This is a genomic window from Desulfosoma caldarium, from assembly GCF_003751385.1.
Classification (GTDB): domain Bacteria; phylum Desulfobacterota; class Syntrophobacteria; order Syntrophobacterales; family DSM-9756; genus Desulfosoma; species Desulfosoma caldarium.
This window is the reverse complement of record NZ_RJVA01000009.1, coordinates 33267-52333: the sequence shown is the minus strand read 5'-3', so window position 1 is coordinate 52333 and position 19067 is coordinate 33267. Positions and strand designations below refer to the sequence as shown.

The 19067-nt window shown below is 56.5% G+C and carries 14 protein-coding genes; 4 read left to right on the top strand and 10 right to left on the bottom strand.

From position 1 onward, the window contains the following. Window positions 1-107: 107 nt before the first annotated feature. From selD to EDC27_RS00825, 6 genes are all read right to left on the bottom strand, one after another. The gene (gene selD, locus EDC27_RS00850; protein WP_123288728.1) at window positions 108-1157 is read right to left on the bottom strand and encodes a selenide, water dikinase SelD; all 1050 of its coding nucleotides are present in this window, start codon (window positions 1155-1157) and stop codon (window positions 108-110) included. Then, window positions 1144-2031 carry an NAD(P)H-hydrate dehydratase gene (locus EDC27_RS00845; RefSeq protein WP_123288727.1) on the bottom strand — a complete coding sequence of 296 codons (888 nt, stop codon included), beginning with the start codon at window positions 2029-2031 and terminating at the stop codon, window positions 1144-1146. Before EDC27_RS00845 ends, selD begins: the two co-directional genes overlap by 14 nt. Then, complete coding sequence (locus EDC27_RS00840; protein ID WP_123288726.1) at window positions 2022-2573, bottom strand: DUF3343 domain-containing protein; 552 nt, start codon at window positions 2571-2573, stop codon at window positions 2022-2024. Before EDC27_RS00840 ends, EDC27_RS00845 begins: the two co-directional genes overlap by 10 nt. A 23-nt stretch (window positions 2574-2596) precedes the next feature. After that, window positions 2597-2815 carry a sulfurtransferase TusA family protein gene (locus tag EDC27_RS00835; protein ID WP_123288725.1) on the bottom strand — a complete coding sequence of 73 codons (219 nt, stop codon included), beginning with the start codon at window positions 2813-2815 and terminating at the stop codon, window positions 2597-2599. 11 nt (window positions 2816-2826) lie between these two features. Then, window positions 2827-3948, bottom strand: coding sequence for a YedE family putative selenium transporter (gene yedE, locus EDC27_RS00830; RefSeq protein ID WP_281273102.1), 1122 nt, complete (start codon window positions 3946-3948; stop codon window positions 2827-2829). A gap of 332 nt (window positions 3949-4280) precedes the next feature. Further along, entirely contained in the window at window positions 4281-5195 is a 915-nt protein-coding gene (locus EDC27_RS00825) for a selenium metabolism-associated LysR family transcriptional regulator (RefSeq protein ID WP_123289134.1), read from the bottom strand. A gap of 413 nt (window positions 5196-5608) precedes the next feature. Here EDC27_RS00825 and EDC27_RS00820 point away from each other — a divergent pair, with 413 nt between their 5' ends. Next, complete coding sequence (locus tag EDC27_RS00820; protein ID WP_123288723.1) at window positions 5609-6727, top strand: putative NPN-dependent ornithine cyclodeaminase; 1119 nt, start codon at window positions 5609-5611, stop codon at window positions 6725-6727. Between the two features lie 269 nt (window positions 6728-6996). On the opposite strand, the gene EDC27_RS00815 is transcribed toward EDC27_RS00820, so the two are convergent. Both EDC27_RS00815 and EDC27_RS00810 read right to left on the bottom strand, forming a co-directional pair. Then, entirely contained in the window at window positions 6997-7941 is a 945-nt protein-coding gene (locus EDC27_RS00815; protein ID WP_123288722.1) for a carbamate kinase, read from the bottom strand. Window positions 7942-8026: 85 nt separating this feature from the next. Continuing rightward, window positions 8027-9358 carry a cyclic 2,3-diphosphoglycerate synthase gene (locus EDC27_RS00810; RefSeq protein ID WP_123288721.1) on the bottom strand — a complete coding sequence of 444 codons (1332 nt, stop codon included), beginning with the start codon at window positions 9356-9358 and terminating at the stop codon, window positions 8027-8029. A gap of 1499 nt (window positions 9359-10857) precedes the next feature. Here EDC27_RS00810 and EDC27_RS00805 point away from each other — a divergent pair. Next, on the top strand, window positions 10858-16086 hold the full coding sequence (locus EDC27_RS00805) for an AAA domain-containing protein (RefSeq protein ID WP_123288720.1): 5229 nt from the start codon (window positions 10858-10860) through the stop codon (window positions 16084-16086). Between the two features lie 58 nt (window positions 16087-16144). On the opposite strand, the gene EDC27_RS00800 is transcribed toward EDC27_RS00805, so the two are convergent. Continuing rightward, a complete protein-coding gene (locus tag EDC27_RS00800; protein ID WP_123288719.1) occupies window positions 16145-16612 on the bottom strand; it encodes a hypothetical protein in 468 nt (155 codons plus the stop codon). Between the two features lie 7 nt (window positions 16613-16619). Next, window positions 16620-16901: an ECs_2282 family putative zinc-binding protein gene (locus tag EDC27_RS00795; RefSeq protein ID WP_123288718.1), complete on the bottom strand. Its 282-nt coding sequence runs from the start codon at window positions 16899-16901 to the stop codon at window positions 16620-16622. A gap of 182 nt (window positions 16902-17083) precedes the next feature. Here EDC27_RS00795 and EDC27_RS00790 point away from each other — a divergent pair, with 182 nt between their 5' ends. Beyond that, complete coding sequence (locus tag EDC27_RS00790) at window positions 17084-17284, top strand: hypothetical protein (protein WP_123288717.1); 201 nt, start codon at window positions 17084-17086, stop codon at window positions 17282-17284. A 572-nt stretch (window positions 17285-17856) separates the two neighbouring features. Continuing rightward, window positions 17857-19020 carry a Fic family protein gene (locus tag EDC27_RS00780; protein WP_123288715.1) on the top strand — a complete coding sequence of 388 codons (1164 nt, stop codon included), beginning with the start codon at window positions 17857-17859 and terminating at the stop codon, window positions 19018-19020. The last annotated feature ends 47 nt before the right edge of the window (window positions 19021-19067 follow it).

Genomic DNA, 19067 nt, shown 5'->3' with positions numbered 1-19067 from the left:
CACTTTGCTCGCGCCGCGATGCTTTCGGGCGCCGAAGCGGGCGCCTGCGTGCCGCGCCCGATGGCCTTCCCGAAAATTAAGCCATGGACCCGTTTTCAAATAGGCCGTTATGGGGTGACGTGGATGCGTTCGGCGGGATCGTTGACCACGTGCCCGATGACGGCGGCGGGAATGCCTTGGTCGTGCAGGGCCTGAAGGAGTGCCGTTGCGTGGGTGGGTGCGGCGCTGATGAGCAGTCCCCCTGAGGTTTGCGGGTCAAAGAGGATGTCCTGAAGGGCGAGGGGCACCTGGGGATCAAAGACCACGATGGATTGACGAAATTCCCGGTTCTTGTGAGCTCCGGCCGGAATGAGCCCCATGGAAGCAAAATCCTCGGCCTCCGGTAAAATCGGCACCTGGTTAGCCTCCAGCACCACGCTGCGTCCGGAACCTTCGACCATTTCGGCCAGGTGCCCGAGCAGCCCGAATCCGGTGACGTCCGTGCAGGCGTGAATATCAAAGCGAAGCATGATTTCCGAAGCGCGGCGATTCAGCGTGGCCATGAGGCGGGTGACTTGGTCGGTGATGGCCGGCGAAGCTAGGTTCGCCTTGATGGCCGTGTTGATGATGCCCGTGCCCAGGGGCTTGGTCAGAAGAAGGCGATCGTCCGGTTCCAGCGTTTTTTTAACCAAAACCCGTTGGGGGTGAACGAATCCTGTCACCGAAAGGCCGTATTTCAGTTCTTTGTCTTCGATGCTATGACCGCCGATGAGCACCACGGCGGCTTCCGTCAATTTGTCGATCCCTCCCTGAATAATGGCTCGAAGGATTTCCAGCCCCATGTCTTTGGCAGGAAAGGCCACCAGGTTCATGGCGGTTTTGGGCACGCCTCCCATGGCATAGACGTCGCTCAGAGCATTGGCGGCGGCGATTTGCCCGAACCAGTAGGGGTCATCCACAATGGGTGTAAAAAAATCCACCGTCTGAATCAGGGCCAGGTCGTCGGACACCTTGTAGACGCCGGCATCGTCCGCGCGGTCCAATCCCACCAGGACGTGCTCATCCGTGGGAAAACGCATGCCGCACAAAGCTCGGTCCAGGTCCCCCGGAGCCAGTTTGGACGCTCAACCTGCCCCTGTGACGGTTTCGGTCAATCGAACGACGTCATCTTTCGCCACGCTTGGTTTCCCCTTTCATGGCCTTTTGGGCTTCAGTCAGGGCTTCGGGAAGAACACCCACGAGTTGCGCGATCTGCGTTGCGGGCGTGGGTCGTGCAATATGTCCAGCCCATCGGTTTGTTAAAGCAGCCAGGAGGCAAGCGTCAAGGAAATCGTGTCCCGAGGCACACAGGGCCGCAAGAATTCCCGTCAGAGTATCCCCGGTGCCGCCGATGGCTTCCATGGGTTCCCAGATCGGTTCTGTCACGTTGGCCACGATGCGCCCCGAATCGGCAATATGGTCCGTCTCCCCTTTGACCACGAGCCATCGCGCCGCATCTCCATGCGTGTAGGCGCGGTGCACCAGGTCCTCGACCGAGTGGTGATCGTGCAATAAAAACCCGCGCGTATAAAAGGGGTGGGGCGCCTTTTCATCGGCAAGAAAGGCCAATTCCCCCTTATCCGGTGTGAAGATGTCGTAGGCTGCTGCCTGCCCACTCATTTTGGCCGCATACATGTAGCCGGCATCGGCGATGAGTCGAGGGCGCCGTGGCATATCGTCGACGGCAAAGAGCACCTTGTTGTGCCAGTCCACGTCGGGTTGAAGATAGTGAAAAACCAAAACATCCACGGAAAGGACACGGAGGTTCTTGACCAGGTACTCATAGACGGCACGACTGCCGTCCCCTCGGCCAATGTCTCCGGCAAGGAGGACGAAAACCTCCTCGCCGCCACGTCGACGCCGTATGACGGCGGCCGCGGCAGCCAGCGCCGGTGTGCCTCGGCCGATGGGCAGCCGATGGTTTTCGACACGAAGTGCGTCGTTTTCCAGACGCACCGAGCCGTGCACCAAGGGCAGGGAAGGATTGGGGACCGTTCCGACGATCAGAAGCATTGGCGCCGAAGTTCCTCATAGGCCAACTGAAGAGCGTAACCGCACAGGGTGTGCCCTAGGTCCCGGGGCTGAGGCGCCTCAAACAGGGTTTTTCCCACGAGGGCGTCGGCAAGATAGGGCACATCCGGGCAACCTCCGCCGGAAATGTTCACGATGCGCCAGGAGTTTTTGTCCACGGTGATTTTCATGTTGGCCGCCCGCACCATGAGGTAAGCGCCGTAGTCTTTGGTGTGAAAAAGGTTGACGGGTTCCAGAAGCGGGGCGGTCACGGGCACGACGGCCAGTGGAGGCAGACCGGCTGCCGCAAGAACCCGTTCGAGGGTGAGTTTTTCCATAAGGGGAAACTCAATCACCAGATCGCATCCCTTTTGAATTTCCGGTGGAGGGCCTTTGACGGTCACGGGGAAGCCGCGGGATCGAAGGTGCTTTTCCGCCTGAATGACTTCGCTGGTGTTTTCAAAAACCAGAAGCCCGCGATCGGTCAAAGGCCCTTGAGGCTTTTTGGACTTTTTGAAAACGAGCTTTTTCAAAAAACCCAGCATGAATTCGTTAGCCTCTCGGGTTATCAACCCCGCTGAATATGAATGCGATACCCTTCGCCTTCCTGGCTCACGTCTTTCACCACATAGCCTTGGCTCTGAGCGGCGCGCATCACATTTTCCTTGGACGTGTCGGTGTCCACAAGCACGACCAGTTCCCCAGGCTGCGTCGCCTTGATGGCTTGCAAGGTCATGAGCACGGGCTGCGGGCATGAAAATCCTCTGGCATCCACCGTCGTGGCCATATCTTTCCTCCTTAAACCGTCTTCTTTCGCAGGGTCAAGCCGATCCACAGACATACGGCAAAGCCCACAATAACGGCAGCCATACCGTGTGGCCCGATGCCCTGGGGCGAACTGGCCAATCCGAAGTTATGGGAAAAGGCTGCTCCCACCAGCATGCCTATGACAAACACGGCGGCATCCCCATCACCTTCGCCGGCCAAAAAGAGCTGACGTCCCGGGCACCCGCCGGCCAGGGCAAAGGCCAAGCCGGCCAGAGCCATGCCTGCGAAGTTCCAAAAATGCTGCGTATGGGCCACGGGCTGGCCCACGAACCCCGCCTTGAACTGTCCCAAAAGAAGGTTGGTTAAAAAAGCAAAAAGGATGAGGCTCACAAAGCCGCCGAAAAGGTGCGTGGATCGAAACAAGATGAGATCCCGCAGGGCGCCCATGGTGCAGAACCGGCTTCTTTGGGCCAAAAAGCCCACCAAAAGGCCAATGCCGAGAGAGACGGCCACAGGAGCGTGCATAGCGCCCGGCCCTTTGACACTGTAGAAAAGCACGCCACTTTTGGGTTCTCCGGGCACCTGAGGAAAAAGGACAAGCAAAACCAAAAAACCCAGCATGATTAGGGGAAGAATCCAGCCCACAGTGGCGGAGGTCGATTGAGTGCGCCCGAGTGTGTAGCCGGATTTCAAAAAGAGGGTGCCAATCCAGACACCAAAGGCCAGACCCGCAAGGCCTAGAATGGCATTGCCGTCCCCACCGGCAAGGCGCAGCATGGCTCGCCACGGGCATCCCAAAAAGACCAGGGCGCCAATCATGGCAAAAACCCCGAGCACGAAGCGCACAATGGGCGCCGAACCCGCTCGAGGCCGAAATTCTTTGAAAAGGTAAGCGGCCACCAGGGATCCCAGAACAAAGCCGATGATTTCGGGCCTCAGGTACTGAACCACTTGAGCACGATGCAGCCCCAACGCTCCGGCCATATCCCGTTCCATGCAGGCCACACAAATGCCCATGTTGCCTGGATTCCCTAACTTTTGAAGCACCGGCGCCAAAATTCCGATCACTGCTCCCACGAGAACCACACCCCATCGCGACGCAAAAACATTTTTCACAGCCATCGATGCTTTCTCCTTTTGCCACCTTCGCAGTGTGTTTAAGAAATCTGGAGCCCCTCACGGTGATTTCCGATACCTTTTCGCGGCAAAAATAGGAAAAATGAAAAGGGAAAAACAAATAGGAAAGGCACATACTTCATGAAAAGTAGATAGAGAAATTCAATGCGTCTGAGAACACTGTTTTGGGTTATTTTCTCGAGATAATCTTTGAAATGGGTCTATGAAGAAACCGTGCTTACGAGATTCTTGATGGCGTATCGAGAAAAGGCATGGCTCGGGGCATCGCGGCCGTCGGGAACCTTTGGACGGCGCTTTCTGAGCAGAAATTTCTAAGGGCCAAGAAGAACCTTTTTCGACCAGGTTCCTTAGAACTTTTCTGGAAAAGGATGGTCATTGTGCGCCTTAAGGTGCCGTTCCAACGCTTCGCTGACCGGCGACGGTTCTCGACCTCGGCGCTTGACCAGGTAAAAGGCCCGGTGAAAGGTGACGCCATCGATGGCCACGAGACGGACGCTGCCGTGGGCTGCATCTTCGGCCACGGCCTGGCGGGAAAGGATGGAGATGCCGATTCCTGCCTTGATGCTTTGGCGCACGGCTTCGGTGGTGCTCATTTCGGCGACGACGCGGAGCCGGCTCGTGTCGAACCCCGCCTTTTCCAGAATTTCATAAGTGACCATGCGCGTTCCAGAACCTCGGTGCCGTGCTATGAAGGGTTCCTCGGCCAGCCGCTCCACAGGGATCGATGGCAACGAAGCCCAAGGATGGTTTCGGGGCACGGCCAAGACCAGTTCGTCGGCGAAGATGCGCTCGAAACTCAAACGCCGATCTTTCCACTGAGATCCCACCAGGCCCAATTCCTGTTTTCCGTCGGCGACGGCTTCGGCCACCTCTTTGGTGGCTCCAATGAAGACGCTGATCTGGACCGCCGGGTGGTGTTGTTTGAACGATCCGATGAGCCGGGGAAGGATATAGTTGCCCGGAATCGTGCTGGCGCCCACGTGCACCGTCCCGGCCAGATCCCCTCGGTACGCTGCCATGGCTTGCACGGCCTCTTCCTTGATCTGAATGATCTTCTTGGCGTAGCGATAAAGAATTTTTCCCGCCGGGGTAGGGGCGACTTCCCGGCCTAGCCGGTCCACAAGCCGTTCTCCCACCATCTCTTCTAGGGTCTTGATGTGTTCGCTAATGGTCGGCTGTGACAAAAGCACGGCCTCGGCGGCTTTGGTGAAGCTGCCCAGTTCCACGACACGGCAGAAAACTTCCAATCGGCGAATGTCCATGATCAAGGCTCCGCAAGCCATTCATGTCTTCAATACATAGAATGCGCGGAATCTATAGAGGAAGCGCCGTTTTGTCAATCGGGCCATTAAAAAAGCCTATTGCAGCTTTCGGCCCTTGAGGTTTCGATTCTTGAGGATGGCGGAAAGGGGGTGCCGAATCGCCAAGAGGTGTGCTGCTGCGGGTCCCGTAGGCTTTTGGCCCCAAAGGGCCGGGTTTTTTTGAATTGCGAGGGGTTTGGGGAGAACCCGGATTGGAAAAATCATCCCATCCATCCACAGGCTTGTTTCTAGAAGCGGCGGGAATGTCGCCCGGAGAGTGGGGGGCGTGCCGTTGAGGTTTCCCGACGCCCGTGCTAGACAACATCAAGCCGTGGATCTGAACCTTTGTATTTCGCGCAGTGCAGGAGGTGCCCATGTTTTGGTTTCCGACGTACACGCCCCCGGATTTTTCTTCGCCTCCACTGAGGGATGCGCCTTTGGTGCGATTTGCCGTCGTAGAACGTGCCGGGGTGGCTCCCGAAGGCTATCATGCCACATCCATCTTTCCTGAATATTTCCATGTGGCTCCCGGGCGCTGGGAACTGCTTCGGGAATCGCGCATGGACTGTGTCGTGGTGCAGCGGCCTGAAGGGCAACTGGAAGCCGTGGAATTCCGGCGGCTGCAGGTGGGGGATCGGGTGGCGTTGGGCCGAGGAGAAAACGGCGAGGATGGCATCTATGTGCATGCGGAGGCCTTTTGTGATGAGGAGGGTCGAGGGGACAAGTTCAGTTTTCGTACGCGGCTGACGCGTGAGACGTCTTTTTCCATCGACTATGACGAATTCTACGATCTTTTGAGCTATGAACGGGATCATGGCCGAATCGTGTGGGTCTTGGGACCGGCACTGGTTTTTGACCGGGACGCTCGCGACGCCTTTTGTGCTCTGATCGACCGAGGTTACGTGCACGCCCTGCTGGCAGGCAACGCTTTGGCGGTCCACGATGTGGAAGCGGCCATGTTTGACACCGCTTTGGGGCAAGAAATCTATGCCAAGCGCCTGGTGCCTTTGGGTCATTATCATCATTTGGATGCCATCAACCGTGTGCGGGCCGTGGGATCCCTCGAAGCCGCCATGCGGCAGGGTCTGGTGACGAACGGCGTCATGCACGCGGCCTGGAAGCGCGGCATTTCGGTGATTCTGGCCGGATCCATTCGAGACGACGGCCCGCTTCCGGAAGTTGTGGCCGATGTGTACGCGGCGCAAGACCGCATGAGAGCCGTGGTGCGGCGGGCGACCACCATTGTGGCCCTGGCGACGCAGCTGCACGCCATCGCCACGGGGAACATGGCGCCGTCGTATCGGGTGTTGGAGGACGGCACGGTGCGGCCCGTCTTTTTCTACACCGTGGACATGTCCGAATTCGCCGTGCAAAAACTGGCCAACCGGGGTTCTCTCACGGCCCGGTCGCTTCTGACCAACGTGCAGGACTTTGTGGTGACGGTGGAAAGGGGCCTGAGGCGCCGGGAGGAACGAGCCACCTCACCGAAATGAAATGTCCCGCGAGGGTCTTGGGAAATTGCCGAAAGGCGCGATGTCACATCGAGGCTTGCAGCGTTTGAATATCTTCCGTTACATGGCGCGATCCCGTATGGCGGTCGGCCCCGCTGTCACAAGGCTGTCTTTGCCGGCACACGGTCACCTCGCGGTGTGCGCGGCTTCGGCGTGGCCCGCAAATTCCCGGTCTTGAGATCGCCGATGGTTCAGGTGCACTGCGGGGGGGTGTCAAGCGGCGCCTGCAAGGACAAAGGTGCGCGTCAAGGTTACAGGGTTAGCTGCGTACCCTGAGTGCCGGCAACCGTTCCCGCGATGTCTTCGATGGGACCGATGGCGGCCCGTTTTCCTGTGGCGCGAACGAATTCGATGGCGGCTTCCACCTTTGGACCCATGGATCCTGGAGGAAACTGTCCCTGGGCGAGGAACTGTTGGGCGTCGTCCACAGAAAGGCGCGTCAGCAAGCGTTGCCCAGGTGTGCCGTAATCCAGATTCACGCCTGGCACATCGGTCGCGATGCAAAAGATGTCCACCCCCACCTGGCGGGCCAGCTTGGCGCTGGCCAGGTCCTTGTCAATGACGGCGTCCACGCCGCAAAAGCCTCGCCCCTCACGTATCACGGGAATGCCCCCTCCGCCGCAGCAAATGACCACAAAGTCCATGGCGATGAGGTGCCGAATTTCCTTCTGTTCCACAATGGTCAAGGGCTTGGGGGACGCCACCACGCGACGGTAGCCTTTAGGCGTTTTTTTTACGGGAAAGGGCAGCGACGGAACCAACTCTTCCGGGTATACAGGACCCACGGGTTTGGATGGATCGGCAAAGGCAGGGTCCTGGGGATCCACGACCACGTAACTGATGAGACTCACCAGGCACTTTTGCGTGACGATGCCCAGGGCCATGAGTTCGCTGTCCAGGGTGGATTCGATCATGTAGCCGATTTGTCCTTGGGTTTGGGCCACGAGGATTTCCAGGGGCAAGCGGGGCACGTCCGAGCAGCATTCCTGCTGCAGCATGAGGTTGCCCACCTGAGGGCCGTTGCCGTGGGTGATGATGATGCGAAAGGATGCCGTGAGTTGGGCGATCTGGCGCATGGGCACGCGAAGATTGGCAAATTGTTCGTCAATCGTTCCCTTTTGCCCTTTGCGAATGAGGGCGTTGCCGCCCAGGGCCACGAGCAGCACGGGTTTAGGTGGGGTCAAGACGGGGTTCACGGTTTCTCCTGTCCTTGGGAATGGCAAAAGGCGGCTCTCAAGAGAGCATTTCGAATGTCTCAAGACTCTTTGAACTCGTTGGGCCTTAATGGCGGCCAAAGATTTTTGGAAGACGGCGCATGAGGGCCTCTTCCAGAGTGGGACGGCCGTGATCGCGGTATTCGTAGCGCACGCGCACGGTGGGGTGCTTGAGGGAGACGACGCGAGTGAGCTGAATGGGCGTGGCAAAGAGGACCAGGTCGCAGGGTACGGCATTGAGGGTTTCTTGAAGATCGGCGATTTGCCGTGGGCTGTAGCCCATGGCGGGCACTACCGGTCCGATATGCGGGTAACGGGCGTAGGTATCTCGAAGAGTTCCTCGGGCGTAAGGCTTGGGGTCCACAACGCAGGCGGCTTCATACTTTCGGGCTGCAATCATGCCGGCTCCGGTGGGCATTTCCCCGTGGGTGAGGGTCGGGCCGTCTTCCACCACGGCGATGCGCTTGTTGCGAATATTTTCAGGATCGGAAACGATCACGGGCGATTCGGCCAAAAGAACGTCGGCCGTGGGGGCGATGTCCTGAATGTTTTGCCGCACCAGCTCGATGCCTTCGGCGGACGCCGTGTCCACCTTGTTGATGATGGCGATGTGCGCCATGCGAAGGTTTGTCTCCCCGGGGTAATAGAGCCGTTCATGGCCGGGACGGTGTGGGTCCAGCAAAACGATGTGGACGTCGGGAAAGTAAAAGGGCGTGTCGTTGTTTCCTCCGTCCCAGACGATGACGTCCGCTTCCTTTTCCGCTTCTTCGAGAATCTTTTTGTAATCCACCCCGGCGTAGACCGTAATGCCCTGTTCCACCAGGGGTTCGTATTCTTCACGTTCTTCGATGGTGCACCGGAAGCGGTCGAAATCCTCGTAGCGGGCGAACCGCTGCACCACTTGGGACCGAAGATCGCCGTAGGGCATGGGATGGCGCACGGCCACCACGCGCACATTGCGGGATCGAAGGATTTCGCACACCTTGCGGGTCGTTTGGGACTTACCGCACCCGGTGCGCACGGCGCACACGGCGATGACGGGCTTGGTGGAGCGCAGCATCGTGTAGGTGGCGCCGATCAGGATGAAATCGGCCCCTTCGGCCATAACCAGCGACGCCTTGTGCATGACCTCCACGTGGGGCACGTCGCTGTAGGAAAAGGCCACCAGATCGATGCGATGCTCGCGAATGAGCGCCGCCAAGTCTTCCTCGGCATAAATGGGGATGCCCGCAGGGTATTCGGGTCCTGCCAGTTCCGGGGGGTAATGGCGTCCTTCGATGTCCGGAATTTGCGCCGCGGTAAAAGCCACGACGCGGTACCGAGGATTGCCGCGAAAGTAAATGTTAAAATTGTGAAAATCCCGCCCGGCGGCCCCCATAATTATGACCTTTTCCACCATGTCATCCTCTCCTAACCGTTTCAGGAACCGTGTATCATCCTAACCGAAGTTTTTTACTTTTTCAGGCCAAACGTGCATTAAAGCAAGCAGGGACAAACCCGGGCTCATTTTCACCACGAACCTTTCTATGCCCTTTGCCTCAAAACACCTCCCCGTCCCGCCATGTGAAGGCGTCATGGCCATCTCCCCGCAACGTTGTCCATGACCATCCGGGCCGCGTGATCCCCATGGCGCAGTCAATCCTTGAACAGGACCCACCGATCCCCTGCCGAAAGCTCCATGGGCTTCTTCGGTCATGTTGCGACGAATCCGCTTGTTGCCGGTGGAGGGTCGGCCCCTGCCCTTGACTGAACCCCACAATCAGCCCATGAGCCCGGTGCTTTGGATGGTCGCCCAAGACCGTCGCAAGGTGTCCACCGAATAATCACCCCGGGGCCTGCGCAAAATCCAGAACCCAGGCTTGACAAAGCCGTTCTTTTTAAAGCAAGAACGTGAGACAATAACCCGTCCTAATCGATGTACCTTCACCGACCCGTGCACGGGCTTGAATCGGCGATGGATGGCAACTAAGTGGCCGACAGTCATTGAAGCGGCGCAATACCTGAAGATGGGTCGATCGACCCTCTATTACAGAAACGTCCGTGATGAAAAAAGGCGCGCACGAAAGCGAAAGGGGGAGGTTCTTCTTGCTTTTCCTTTATCGTCACGTCCTCCGTCGTGAAAAGGTATTATGGGGTAATCATGTAACCATTGTTAGCCTGCTTCCCACTGAGATAGGGAGGTGTACACATGATAAACTTGATGTTTGTAGAGCGCTATCTAACGACCCTTAAGACACTCAAGCCTGAATTACCTTTAGGTTAAAATGTCAGAAGAGGTTAGGTCTTTGGGCCTTGGGTTCGCGGGGAATGAATTCAATCCAGCGATCCAGATGTTTTGGTAGTATTCGAAGAGGATGTCGGGCTATTTAATCTGATTAGATAGGCTTCACGCTTGGAACGAGTGTTTCAACCAAGAGTAGACGAAGTACCCTAGAGAGCCTTGCGCCCAGAAGTAGAATTCGTTACAGTTGGTGAAGCCATTCCCGTATGAGAGATCACGAGTTAGGTTCAAAAGTTAATTTGATTGCGGCTTAGAGCCTTGAAGCGTTGCTGGCGGGAGTGGTGTTTGAGGCGTTCTAAGTTGACAACAAATCGCTCACTGCTCCTCTCAGATAGTGTGAGATCATTAGAGATTCGCCAAACAAATTTCATCGGAAAGGCGTCAAAAATCACTTGTGTCACTTGGAAAGACGGCGCGTCGATGAGAGATCGATGAACCGGTTTCTGCTTAGGCGTAGATGACTAACTGCTATGGGGGACGATAAAGAGCGTCTACCACACCTGAAATTGTGGATTCGGACGATTTTGGAGCTGGCGAGGTTAACGGCTCGCTCCAGCCTACGCCGGCTGCGGCGGCGCGGCCGATCTCGGTGCGGTTAGACAGCATGAGAGGATAGCATGTTGGACCTGGCAAACACGGAAGCAAAGTCGGTCGCTCTTCTTGAGTTCCTGAGGGAGACAGCTACCCTTCGCCGGAAGCGTGTTACGGCTTACGGCAACGGCGACAAGCTCCTGTGGCTCGCTGACCTTCCTCGCGACCTGCCTCAATCGTGGAAGGATGCATGCAGGTCGGCATTTATCGCAGACAAGCCGGAGGATGTCCCCGAGTTGTGGCTCCAAGTTCAAAAGAAGCCCAAGCCGGCGTTTCCATCGCTGCCTATAGTGCTTAGGGACTGGGTTCCCCAGAAATTTCAGAACAGCCCGGAGGACTACCTGGATAGGAGCTCGGAGAACCTTCTTGACTGTCTTAATCCGCAGATCACCGTCCTCGACGAAAAAGGGAGCTTAGATCCCAATGCACCCGCCGAAGATCGCCGCAGATTGACTGAGAAAGTTCCAGAGGTCCGGCGCCTCGAGGATCACCCTGAGGTACAGGATGCCTGGCTCGAATATCTCCTGAAGGAATGGCAGCCATGGGCCGAAGAAATGCGCCGTTGGCGGGAGGTCCAGCGCATCTACGAAGACATAGACTTCATGCGCCGGAGGATCGAGGAAGCCGAGGAGCGCTACGAGCTGCTGCTGTCGGTAGGACTCCTCCAGTGGCGCGATTCGACCGGCTCAACCGTCAAACGCCACCTTCTCACGGCTCCTGCTGAAATTAGTCTCGATGCGGCCCAAGGCGTCCTTACAGTAGGTCCGGCTGCCTCATTTGAGAAGTTTCGTATTGAACTGGATATGTTGGAACTCCAAGACCGGCCCCGTCTGGACGGGACCGATCTTGAAAATCGGTTGAAGGAGCTTGACGTTCGGGCCTGGGACAAGGCAAGCATCGCGCAGATTCTACGTATCATTGCCAACAAGAAAAGCGCAGATGCTGAGGTCATCGATGACGCGTGGGAGCCCCTTGAACGGGCGGATGATACATTTCGAATTATCTATGCACCTGCATTCGTCCTCCGCGAGCGGCGCCCCACGGCGTATGAAGAACTAATCAGCCGTTTTTTGAAGAATTTCCAGGGCAAGTCGGTGCCTTCCACGACGGCACCGTGGAAGCGCTTTGTTGGTGAAGGGGGACGATCGAGCGATCTTGCCGACAGAGAACCCGACGCCAATTTTGGGTTTGACGATGCAGACGCTCGGCTCTATTTCCCTCTCCCGACAAACGACGAGCAGCGACGGATTGCCGAACGCCTTAGGACCAAGCCCTATGTGCTCGTCAAGGGGCCACCCGGAACTGGGAAAAGTCACACCATTGCCAATCTGATCTGCCATCTCCTGGCCACAGGTGAACGTGTCCTTGTCACGGCCCATGCGCCAAAGGCATTGACGGTGCTGTGGGATCTTTTGCCTGAAGAGATCCGTTATCTCTGTGTTCCTGCTTTTGGATCGAGCCGCGACCAGCATCGTCTCCTGGAAAATAACGTGCGAGACATCCTTGCGCGGAAGAATGAATGGAAGGGTGAGGAGTGGGCTCAGCGCCAAATCGAACGATTAGAGAGGGAACTGGGGCAACTGGAGGGCGAGAGCGCTAAAGTTGACCGGCAACTGCGCGAGTTCCTCGAGGCTGAAACCCACTTGCACACGCTACCCGGCGACTACAGCGGGACTGCGGCCCAGATTGCCAGGCGGCTGGAGAAAGAAGCGGAGACATACGGCTGGTTTCCACAATTGGTTGATGGTCACAGCCGCTGCCCTCTGCAGGCCGAAGAGATCGCGCTCCTTGCCGACGTTCATGTCACGTTGACCGAAGAGCGCTTGAACGAGCTTCGCCTGGATATCGGGACTTTCTCTCTTCCCGATCCTCGTGATTTCGAGAAAGCGATCGAAAAACTGAACGCTGCGGAAAGTGAAGCCAAATCCAAGCGCGTTGGACTGGCTGAAGAGCAATTGGGGGCATTTCAGCAGTTTTCTGAAGCGAACTTGGAGGCCTGCAGGAGATTTCTAAATCAACTCGAAGAACAGGCGACACGAGCCAGTTACACACTCGGTAACCTGACAAGCGAAATCCTAAAAGACTTGCTCGTTGGTCAAGATGCCCGTTGGGATCGGCTCGGACGCGAAGCTGCCAACCTCGTTAAAGAGATGCTGGTAGCACGCGATCGCGCAGGCACCGGGAAAATTGACATACCCTCCCACATCGATAATGGGAAGCTGTTGGCGGATACCCGGCGACGCCTAGAGCACTTTAGGAATGGTGGCTGGCGAGGTTGGGGCGTTCTTGCTCCTCGCGTCGTGCGCAACACTCGCTACATCGAAGAACTTTGCCGAGTTAGCGGAGAGGCACCTCGCGAGGACAAGTCGCTCGAGATGCTGCTCGCATTCCTCGAATTAAGGGATCTCGTTCAGCGGTTTTATGCAGTATGGCCCACAGCTTCAGACCCTGGACCCGACGACCCTAGGCGTGCGGCGGGTGAGGTTTCTGACCTGGTTAAAGCACTCTGCCAGCTCTTGGAGCTCTTCAGAACCTGCGACCGCGCGGCTCTGGATGTCGTTCCCATCGAGAAGAGAGTAACCCTCTTAGAACGCGGTAAGCGCGCAACATGGCGCCGCTTGATCGAAGCTGAACAGGCTTTACGCCAGGCACATCAGGCACGTGCGCCGCTTGAAGCATGGCTCAGTGCAATCCGAGGCCTTTCACAGTCCTGTGCTCACCCCTGCATGGCAGAGCTCACCCACGCCATCGAGAATCGTGACCCGGCGAGGTGGAGCGCCGCGTGGAAAACACGAGAGGCTCTCAAAACGGAGAAGAAACGCTTTCGGGATTATCAGCAGCTCCTCGACAACCTCCGAGAGACGTGCCCCGAGCTTGTCGACCTTATCCAAGCGAATCAAGGCCAACCCGAGTGGAAAAATCGCCTGCATCAGCTAGGACAGGCATGGGCTTGGGCCGCTGCGAGAGCTTGGCTTGGCAAGGTAACAGATCCGGAGCACTACAAGGACCTCGCCGAGAAAAGGCAGCGGTTGCAAGGCAAAATCGAGAAGAAAATCGAAGAGCTGGCGGCGCTCAAAGCTTGGCGGGCGTTTTTCGTGAGGCTGGACGAGCAAACGAGACAAAATCTTACGAGCTGGACGAGGGCGGTTGCGCGCATCGGAAAAGGAACGGGCAAATATGCCTATCGGCACCGGACATCAGCGCGCCAGTATCTGAGGGCATGCATCCCAGGGATACCGGCCTGGATCATGCCCCTGCATAAGCTCTGGGAAACGACGGACTCAATACCGGGAGTCTTCGACACCGTCATCGTCGATGAGGCATCACAGGCCGGTATTGAGGCACTGGCTCTGCTTCTTTTGGCAAAGCGCATCATTGTTGTTGGCGACGATAAGCAGAATAGTCCCGAGGCGGTGGGCGTCTCCGAAGAGGACATTGCGCGTCTAGCCCGTGATCATCTTCGGGAGTTTCAATTCCGCGACGAATTTCGGCCCGACACAAGCCTCTATGACCACGCCGAACGAGCTTTCGGCAACGTGATCTCGCTTCGCGAGCATTTCCGCTGCGTGCCCGAGATTATTCGTTTCAGCAATGATTTGTGTTACACAGACGCCCCTCTGATCCCATTGCGCCAGCCTCCCCCGAAGAGGCTGCCACCTCTTGAGGCGTTGTTTGTGCCCCAAGGGGCCTGCGAAGGAAGTGGCCAGCGGATCATCAACCGCGCTGAGGGGGAAGCCATTGTTGAGAAGATCCTGGAGTGCCTCGACAGCGAGGCCTACGAAGGCAAGACGATGGGAGTCATCGTCCTTCAAGGGCATGCTCAAGCGGAGCTCATCGAAAAGAAACTGGCCGAGGTGCTCGAGCCTAAAGTTCGTAAAGAGAGGAAACTCCGATGCGGAGTCCCTGCTACCTTTCAGGGCGACCAGCGGGATGTGATCTTTTTATCGCTTGTCGTTGCACCCAATTACCGTTTCAGGGCCCTCACGGGGCTTCCCGACCAAAGGCGCTTCAACGTGGCCATGAGCCGGGCGCGAGATGAGGTATTTCTTTTCCACAGCGTACAGCAGCACGATCTCAGTCGGGAGGATTTGCGCTGGCGCCTTCTGAACTTCTTCTACAGTAGTCGTGACCAGCAAGCCCTGGAGGTACTTTACGAGGAATTGGACCGCCTGGAGCGAGAGGCGAAGCGGTCACACCGGCAGCCCCTCGAACCGCCTGACCCCTACGATAGCTGGTTCGAGGTCGACGTGGCGCTGGAACTCTCGAGGAGAAAGTACCAGCTTCGCCCGCAAGTTGAGGTGGCTGGCTATCGCATCGATCTGGTGCTGGAAGGGCTAGACAGGCGCCTAGCTGTAGAATGTGATGGCGAAGCGTGGCATGGACCGGAAAGATTCGACCATGACATGGCCCGACAGCGGCAACTTGAGCGAGCTGGATGGACCTTCGTGCGCATTCGGGAGTCGGAGTTTTACGCAGACAGGGATAGCGCGGTACGCCGAATCGTTGAAGCGTGCGAGGAACTCGGTATTCGGCCCCTTGGAGAAGAGGAGCGTGAGATAAACCAAGAGTCGAATGCAACCGTTTTAGTAAAAGAAACGTTATCCCTCGCGGACGAGGAAGAGAAGGCACAGGCAGAAGGTCGCGACACCGATGAGGACGTTCGTAACAAGATTAAACAGAATCTAACTTCCAAGCCCTTAGTGGAGCATTCGAAGCAATTCGGCTTCCCTGATCCGCGTCAAGCTTCTGACACTGATGTTCGAGCATCTCTGCGCCAGATAATAGAAAAAGAAGGCCCCCTCACCAAGCGTTTGCTCATCAGGCTATACGTAGAGGGTTGTCCTTCGTTGCACCGTGCCGGTAAAAACGTGAAAAGCCATCTGAATAGAATCCTGTACAGCATGCAGAAGGAAGGGGAAATTGTGGTAGAACACGAACTTGGTGACCGGTCCCTTGACTCACAAGTTTTACGGCTCGCAGGTGCCCCGAAAGTTAGGGAAAGACCCGCTGGTCAGAGAGATCTTTTGGAGATTCCCCCGTCAGAACTGTTCTTGGTGCTCGACCGTATTCAAACCTCATTGACCGATCCCGCGCCTGATGACGAGGCGCTGGCGCGAGCCCTGCTTCGGCATTATGGGTTCACTCGGTTGACAGAAGGTCGCAGGAAGCACCTTACGAGAATCCTCGAATCTCACCGTCGGCGTCACCAAAAACTCAAAACCGGCGTGACCGCAGATGACGGAAAGGCTGTTTAACGCCAGCCATCAGCCGCGCAAGGCACGAGCGTCGGCTGGATGGCATGTATGTATTTGATCAACGCGTAAGATAGAGATTCTTCTGCCTTTCCGAGCCATCCTCATCTTTCCATTTTAGGCGAATTGCATGTTTTTCTTTCGTTCCCAAATGAAAATTCGCAATTAATTCGACTCCCTTTCCCGGATCGATACGCTGTGTCGGAAACTTGTTCTTGATTTCGGATTCTGGAACGACCCCAGTATCTTCGAAAAACTTGATAGTCACTCCAAAAGCCGGCCCCTTTCCCTTGTTAAAAATCTTCAACCGATGCTTGTTTACTCCTACCGGGAGAAAGTTAGCATCGAGCTCTGCACGGTCGGATTGCTTAGCTTCACGCTGCTCTTTCTCCAGCACTAAAGAGCTTACTTTCAGCTGGAGATCAATTAACTCTTCCTCCTTAGCCTTGAATCTATGAGACCGCCAGGTTGCATACGATGAAAGAGCAAGCGCGAGTAAGGAAACGACATCACTAATTGAAACACGCATATTTATCTTATTTTATTCTAACATTATGGTACGCTTTAAATGACTTTTTTAGTTCTTTTTTTATTTCCCTTGCGAAGTCGTGAATCACCTCTTTCTTTACCTCTTCGACACGCTTATCGATGTTTTCAGCATTCTCATCTATCAGCTCTTTCTTCATGAACACTTTATGGCAGCCGGCACACCGAACATTTTCTTTGTCAGTCTCAATATCATTGCCCAGCTCGAACTGACTTCCACCGCAAGTTGGACAAACTAGCTCAATGTTCCTTGAATATTTGGCACCATCCATCGCTAACCTCCTTTCCTGAACAGATAACAAGGTTTATATGCTTTCTTCATACCACCTTTCGGTCGCTACATCAAGGTATAACAACCCGCCTATAATTATGCAGTAACACCTCCCTATAGTGACCCCGCACTGTAATGGACCAGCAATAAGCAGTCAATTTGGTCAGGAAAAGGGGGTGTGTGATGGAAGAGAAAGTGGTGAAGTCAGTTCCAATGGAGAGATGGACGGCCCGTCGTCAGAGGACGATCGTGCCGAATATTCTAAAAGGCCCCAAAATCATCGTGGATGTGGCACGCGAGCACAGTGTCAAACCGAGCGAGATCCAGCCATGGATCGCTACGTTTATTGCCTTTGGCACGCAGGCCCTCAAGGTCAATCCATAATCGGTGAAAGCGGTCGACCAGAAGGAGCTGACGAGGCACCGTCCGGGGGCGATGGAGCCCGGATATCTGGCGACCACGAGGGTCGCCTACACCTACCCCGCCTGGCGTTCTGTGGGACGCGGCCCTTGTGCCCGCCCGGATGATGGGCGACCATGAGGGTTGCCCCTACTCGGCGGTGGAAAGAGCGTGTGTCTGGACAAGGAGCTGAATGGACGAAGAAGAACAAGCCATGCTATCTCGCTCACTACGAAGAATGTGCCAGCCGCCAGGAGGCGACAGCACGACAAAAGGGGTTAAAGAAGACGGCGGGGCGAAATTGTTTGAAAAGGGCCATCGTCGAGGGACGGACTCGGCACGCGGGCGGCGTTCCTTTCGCGGAGAAGATGGCGTGCCTCTCGGCCTTGTGGCGCAAGCAGCGGGCGGAAGCCGCCCGGCCGGATGCGGCGATGACCAAAAACCTTGACAAGCAGGGCTATGAGGGCTGGTTTCCACGTGTTATTAAACCAATTCACCCTTTCGCTTAACAACTAGCTGGGCTATTTAACAAAGTGAGAATAACAAGGAGCGCCCCCATGCGTCGGGGACCCACGGGCCGATTTGAGATCACCACCGTTGCCGGCGAGGCGGTTAAGGCTTTTGTCCCACACCCGCTGCCGCCCAAACCGCCCCTCGATATGACGGCAAAGCGCCAGCAACTGCTGGAACGCGCAACCCTCGCGCTTGGACGGTTGGATAGCGTGAGCTTACTGCTGCCCGAACCCGACCTTTTTCTCTACTCCTACGTACGCCGCGAGGCGGTGCTTTCTTCCCAGATCGAGGGAACCCAGTCGTCACTCGCCCAGTTGCTTCTTTTTGAGATCGACGAAGCGCCCGGGGTTCCTATTGATGATGTGGTCGAGGTTTCCAACTATGTGGCAGCCCTTCAGCATGGGCTGCAGCGACTGCAAGAGGGGTTTCCGCTGAGCAATCGCCTGATACGCGAAATGCACGGCATCCTACTTTCGCTCGGCCGAGGCAGCGACAAATCGCCCGGTGAGTTTCGCCGTTCGCAAAACTGGATTGGCGGCACCCGCCCCGGCAACGCCCACTTTGTCCCTCCGCCTCCCGACCAGGTGGAAGATTGTATGGCCGCTTTGGAGCGGTTTCTGCACAATGAGAACAATCCTTATCCGGTGCTGGTCAAAGCAGCCCTGGCCCATGTGCAATTCGAGACGATCCACCCTTTCCTCGATGGCAATGGACGCATAGGTCGTCTGCTGATCGCCTTTGTGCTCCATCACGACCGCGTGCTCTCCCAACCCCTGCTCTACCTCAGCCTCTACTTCAAGCAGCACCGAGCGGAATACTACCGTCTGCTGAACCTGGTGCGCGCTGAAGGGGATTGGGAAGCCTGGCTCGACTTTTTCCTGGAAGGGGTAGAAAGTACGGCCACCGGTGCGGTTGAAAGCGTGCTGCGGCTCCTGGCGCTTTTTCGGCAAGACGAACAGAAGATTCAGCGCGCGTGCCGACGCGCGTCCACCGCCTTGCAAGTCTTTCGCGTGCTGTGCCAGCGCCCGCTGGTCACGGTAAACGAGGTCTGTCGGCGAGCCGGCCTTTCTTTTCCTGCAGCGGCAAAGGCCATAGCGACGTTACAAAGGCTCGGCATCGTGCAAGAAATCACCGGCCGCCGGCGCAACCGCGCATTTGCCTACCAAGATTACCTCAAGATTCTGAGCGAAGGAACGGAAGCGCCATAAAAACGCAGAAAAGGAAAAAAGACGGAAAAAAAATAGCAGAAAACTTA

Coding starts and splice junctions, on each gene's coding strand:
- EDC27_RS00845 (WP_123288727.1), bottom strand. CDS start 2,031: ATGCTTCTGATCGTCGGAACGGTCCCCAATCCTTCCCTGCCCTTGGTG.
- EDC27_RS00840 (WP_123288726.1), bottom strand. CDS start 2,573: ATGCTGGGTTTTTTGAAAAAGCTCGTTTTCAAAAAGTCCAAAAAGCCT.
- EDC27_RS00835 (WP_123288725.1), bottom strand. CDS start 2,815: ATGGCCACGACGGTGGATGCCAGAGGATTTTCATGCCCGCAGCCCGTG.
- EDC27_RS00825 (WP_123289134.1), bottom strand. CDS start 5,195: ATGGACATTCGCCGATTGGAAGTTTTCTGCCGTGTCGTGGAACTGGGC.
- EDC27_RS00820 (WP_123288723.1), top strand. CDS start 5,609: ATGTTTTGGTTTCCGACGTACACGCCCCCGGATTTTTCTTCGCCTCCA.
- EDC27_RS00810 (WP_123288721.1), bottom strand. CDS start 9,358: ATGGTGGAAAAGGTCATAATTATGGGGGCCGCCGGGCGGGATTTTCAC.
- EDC27_RS00805 (WP_123288720.1), top strand. CDS start 10,858: ATGTTGGACCTGGCAAACACGGAAGCAAAGTCGGTCGCTCTTCTTGAG.
- EDC27_RS00800 (WP_123288719.1), bottom strand. CDS start 16,612: ATGCGTGTTTCAATTAGTGATGTCGTTTCCTTACTCGCGCTTGCTCTT.
- EDC27_RS00795 (WP_123288718.1), bottom strand. CDS start 16,901: ATGGATGGTGCCAAATATTCAAGGAACATTGAGCTAGTTTGTCCAACT.
- EDC27_RS00790 (WP_123288717.1), top strand. CDS start 17,084: ATGGAAGAGAAAGTGGTGAAGTCAGTTCCAATGGAGAGATGGACGGCC.
- EDC27_RS00780 (WP_123288715.1), top strand. CDS start 17,857: ATGCGTCGGGGACCCACGGGCCGATTTGAGATCACCACCGTTGCCGGC.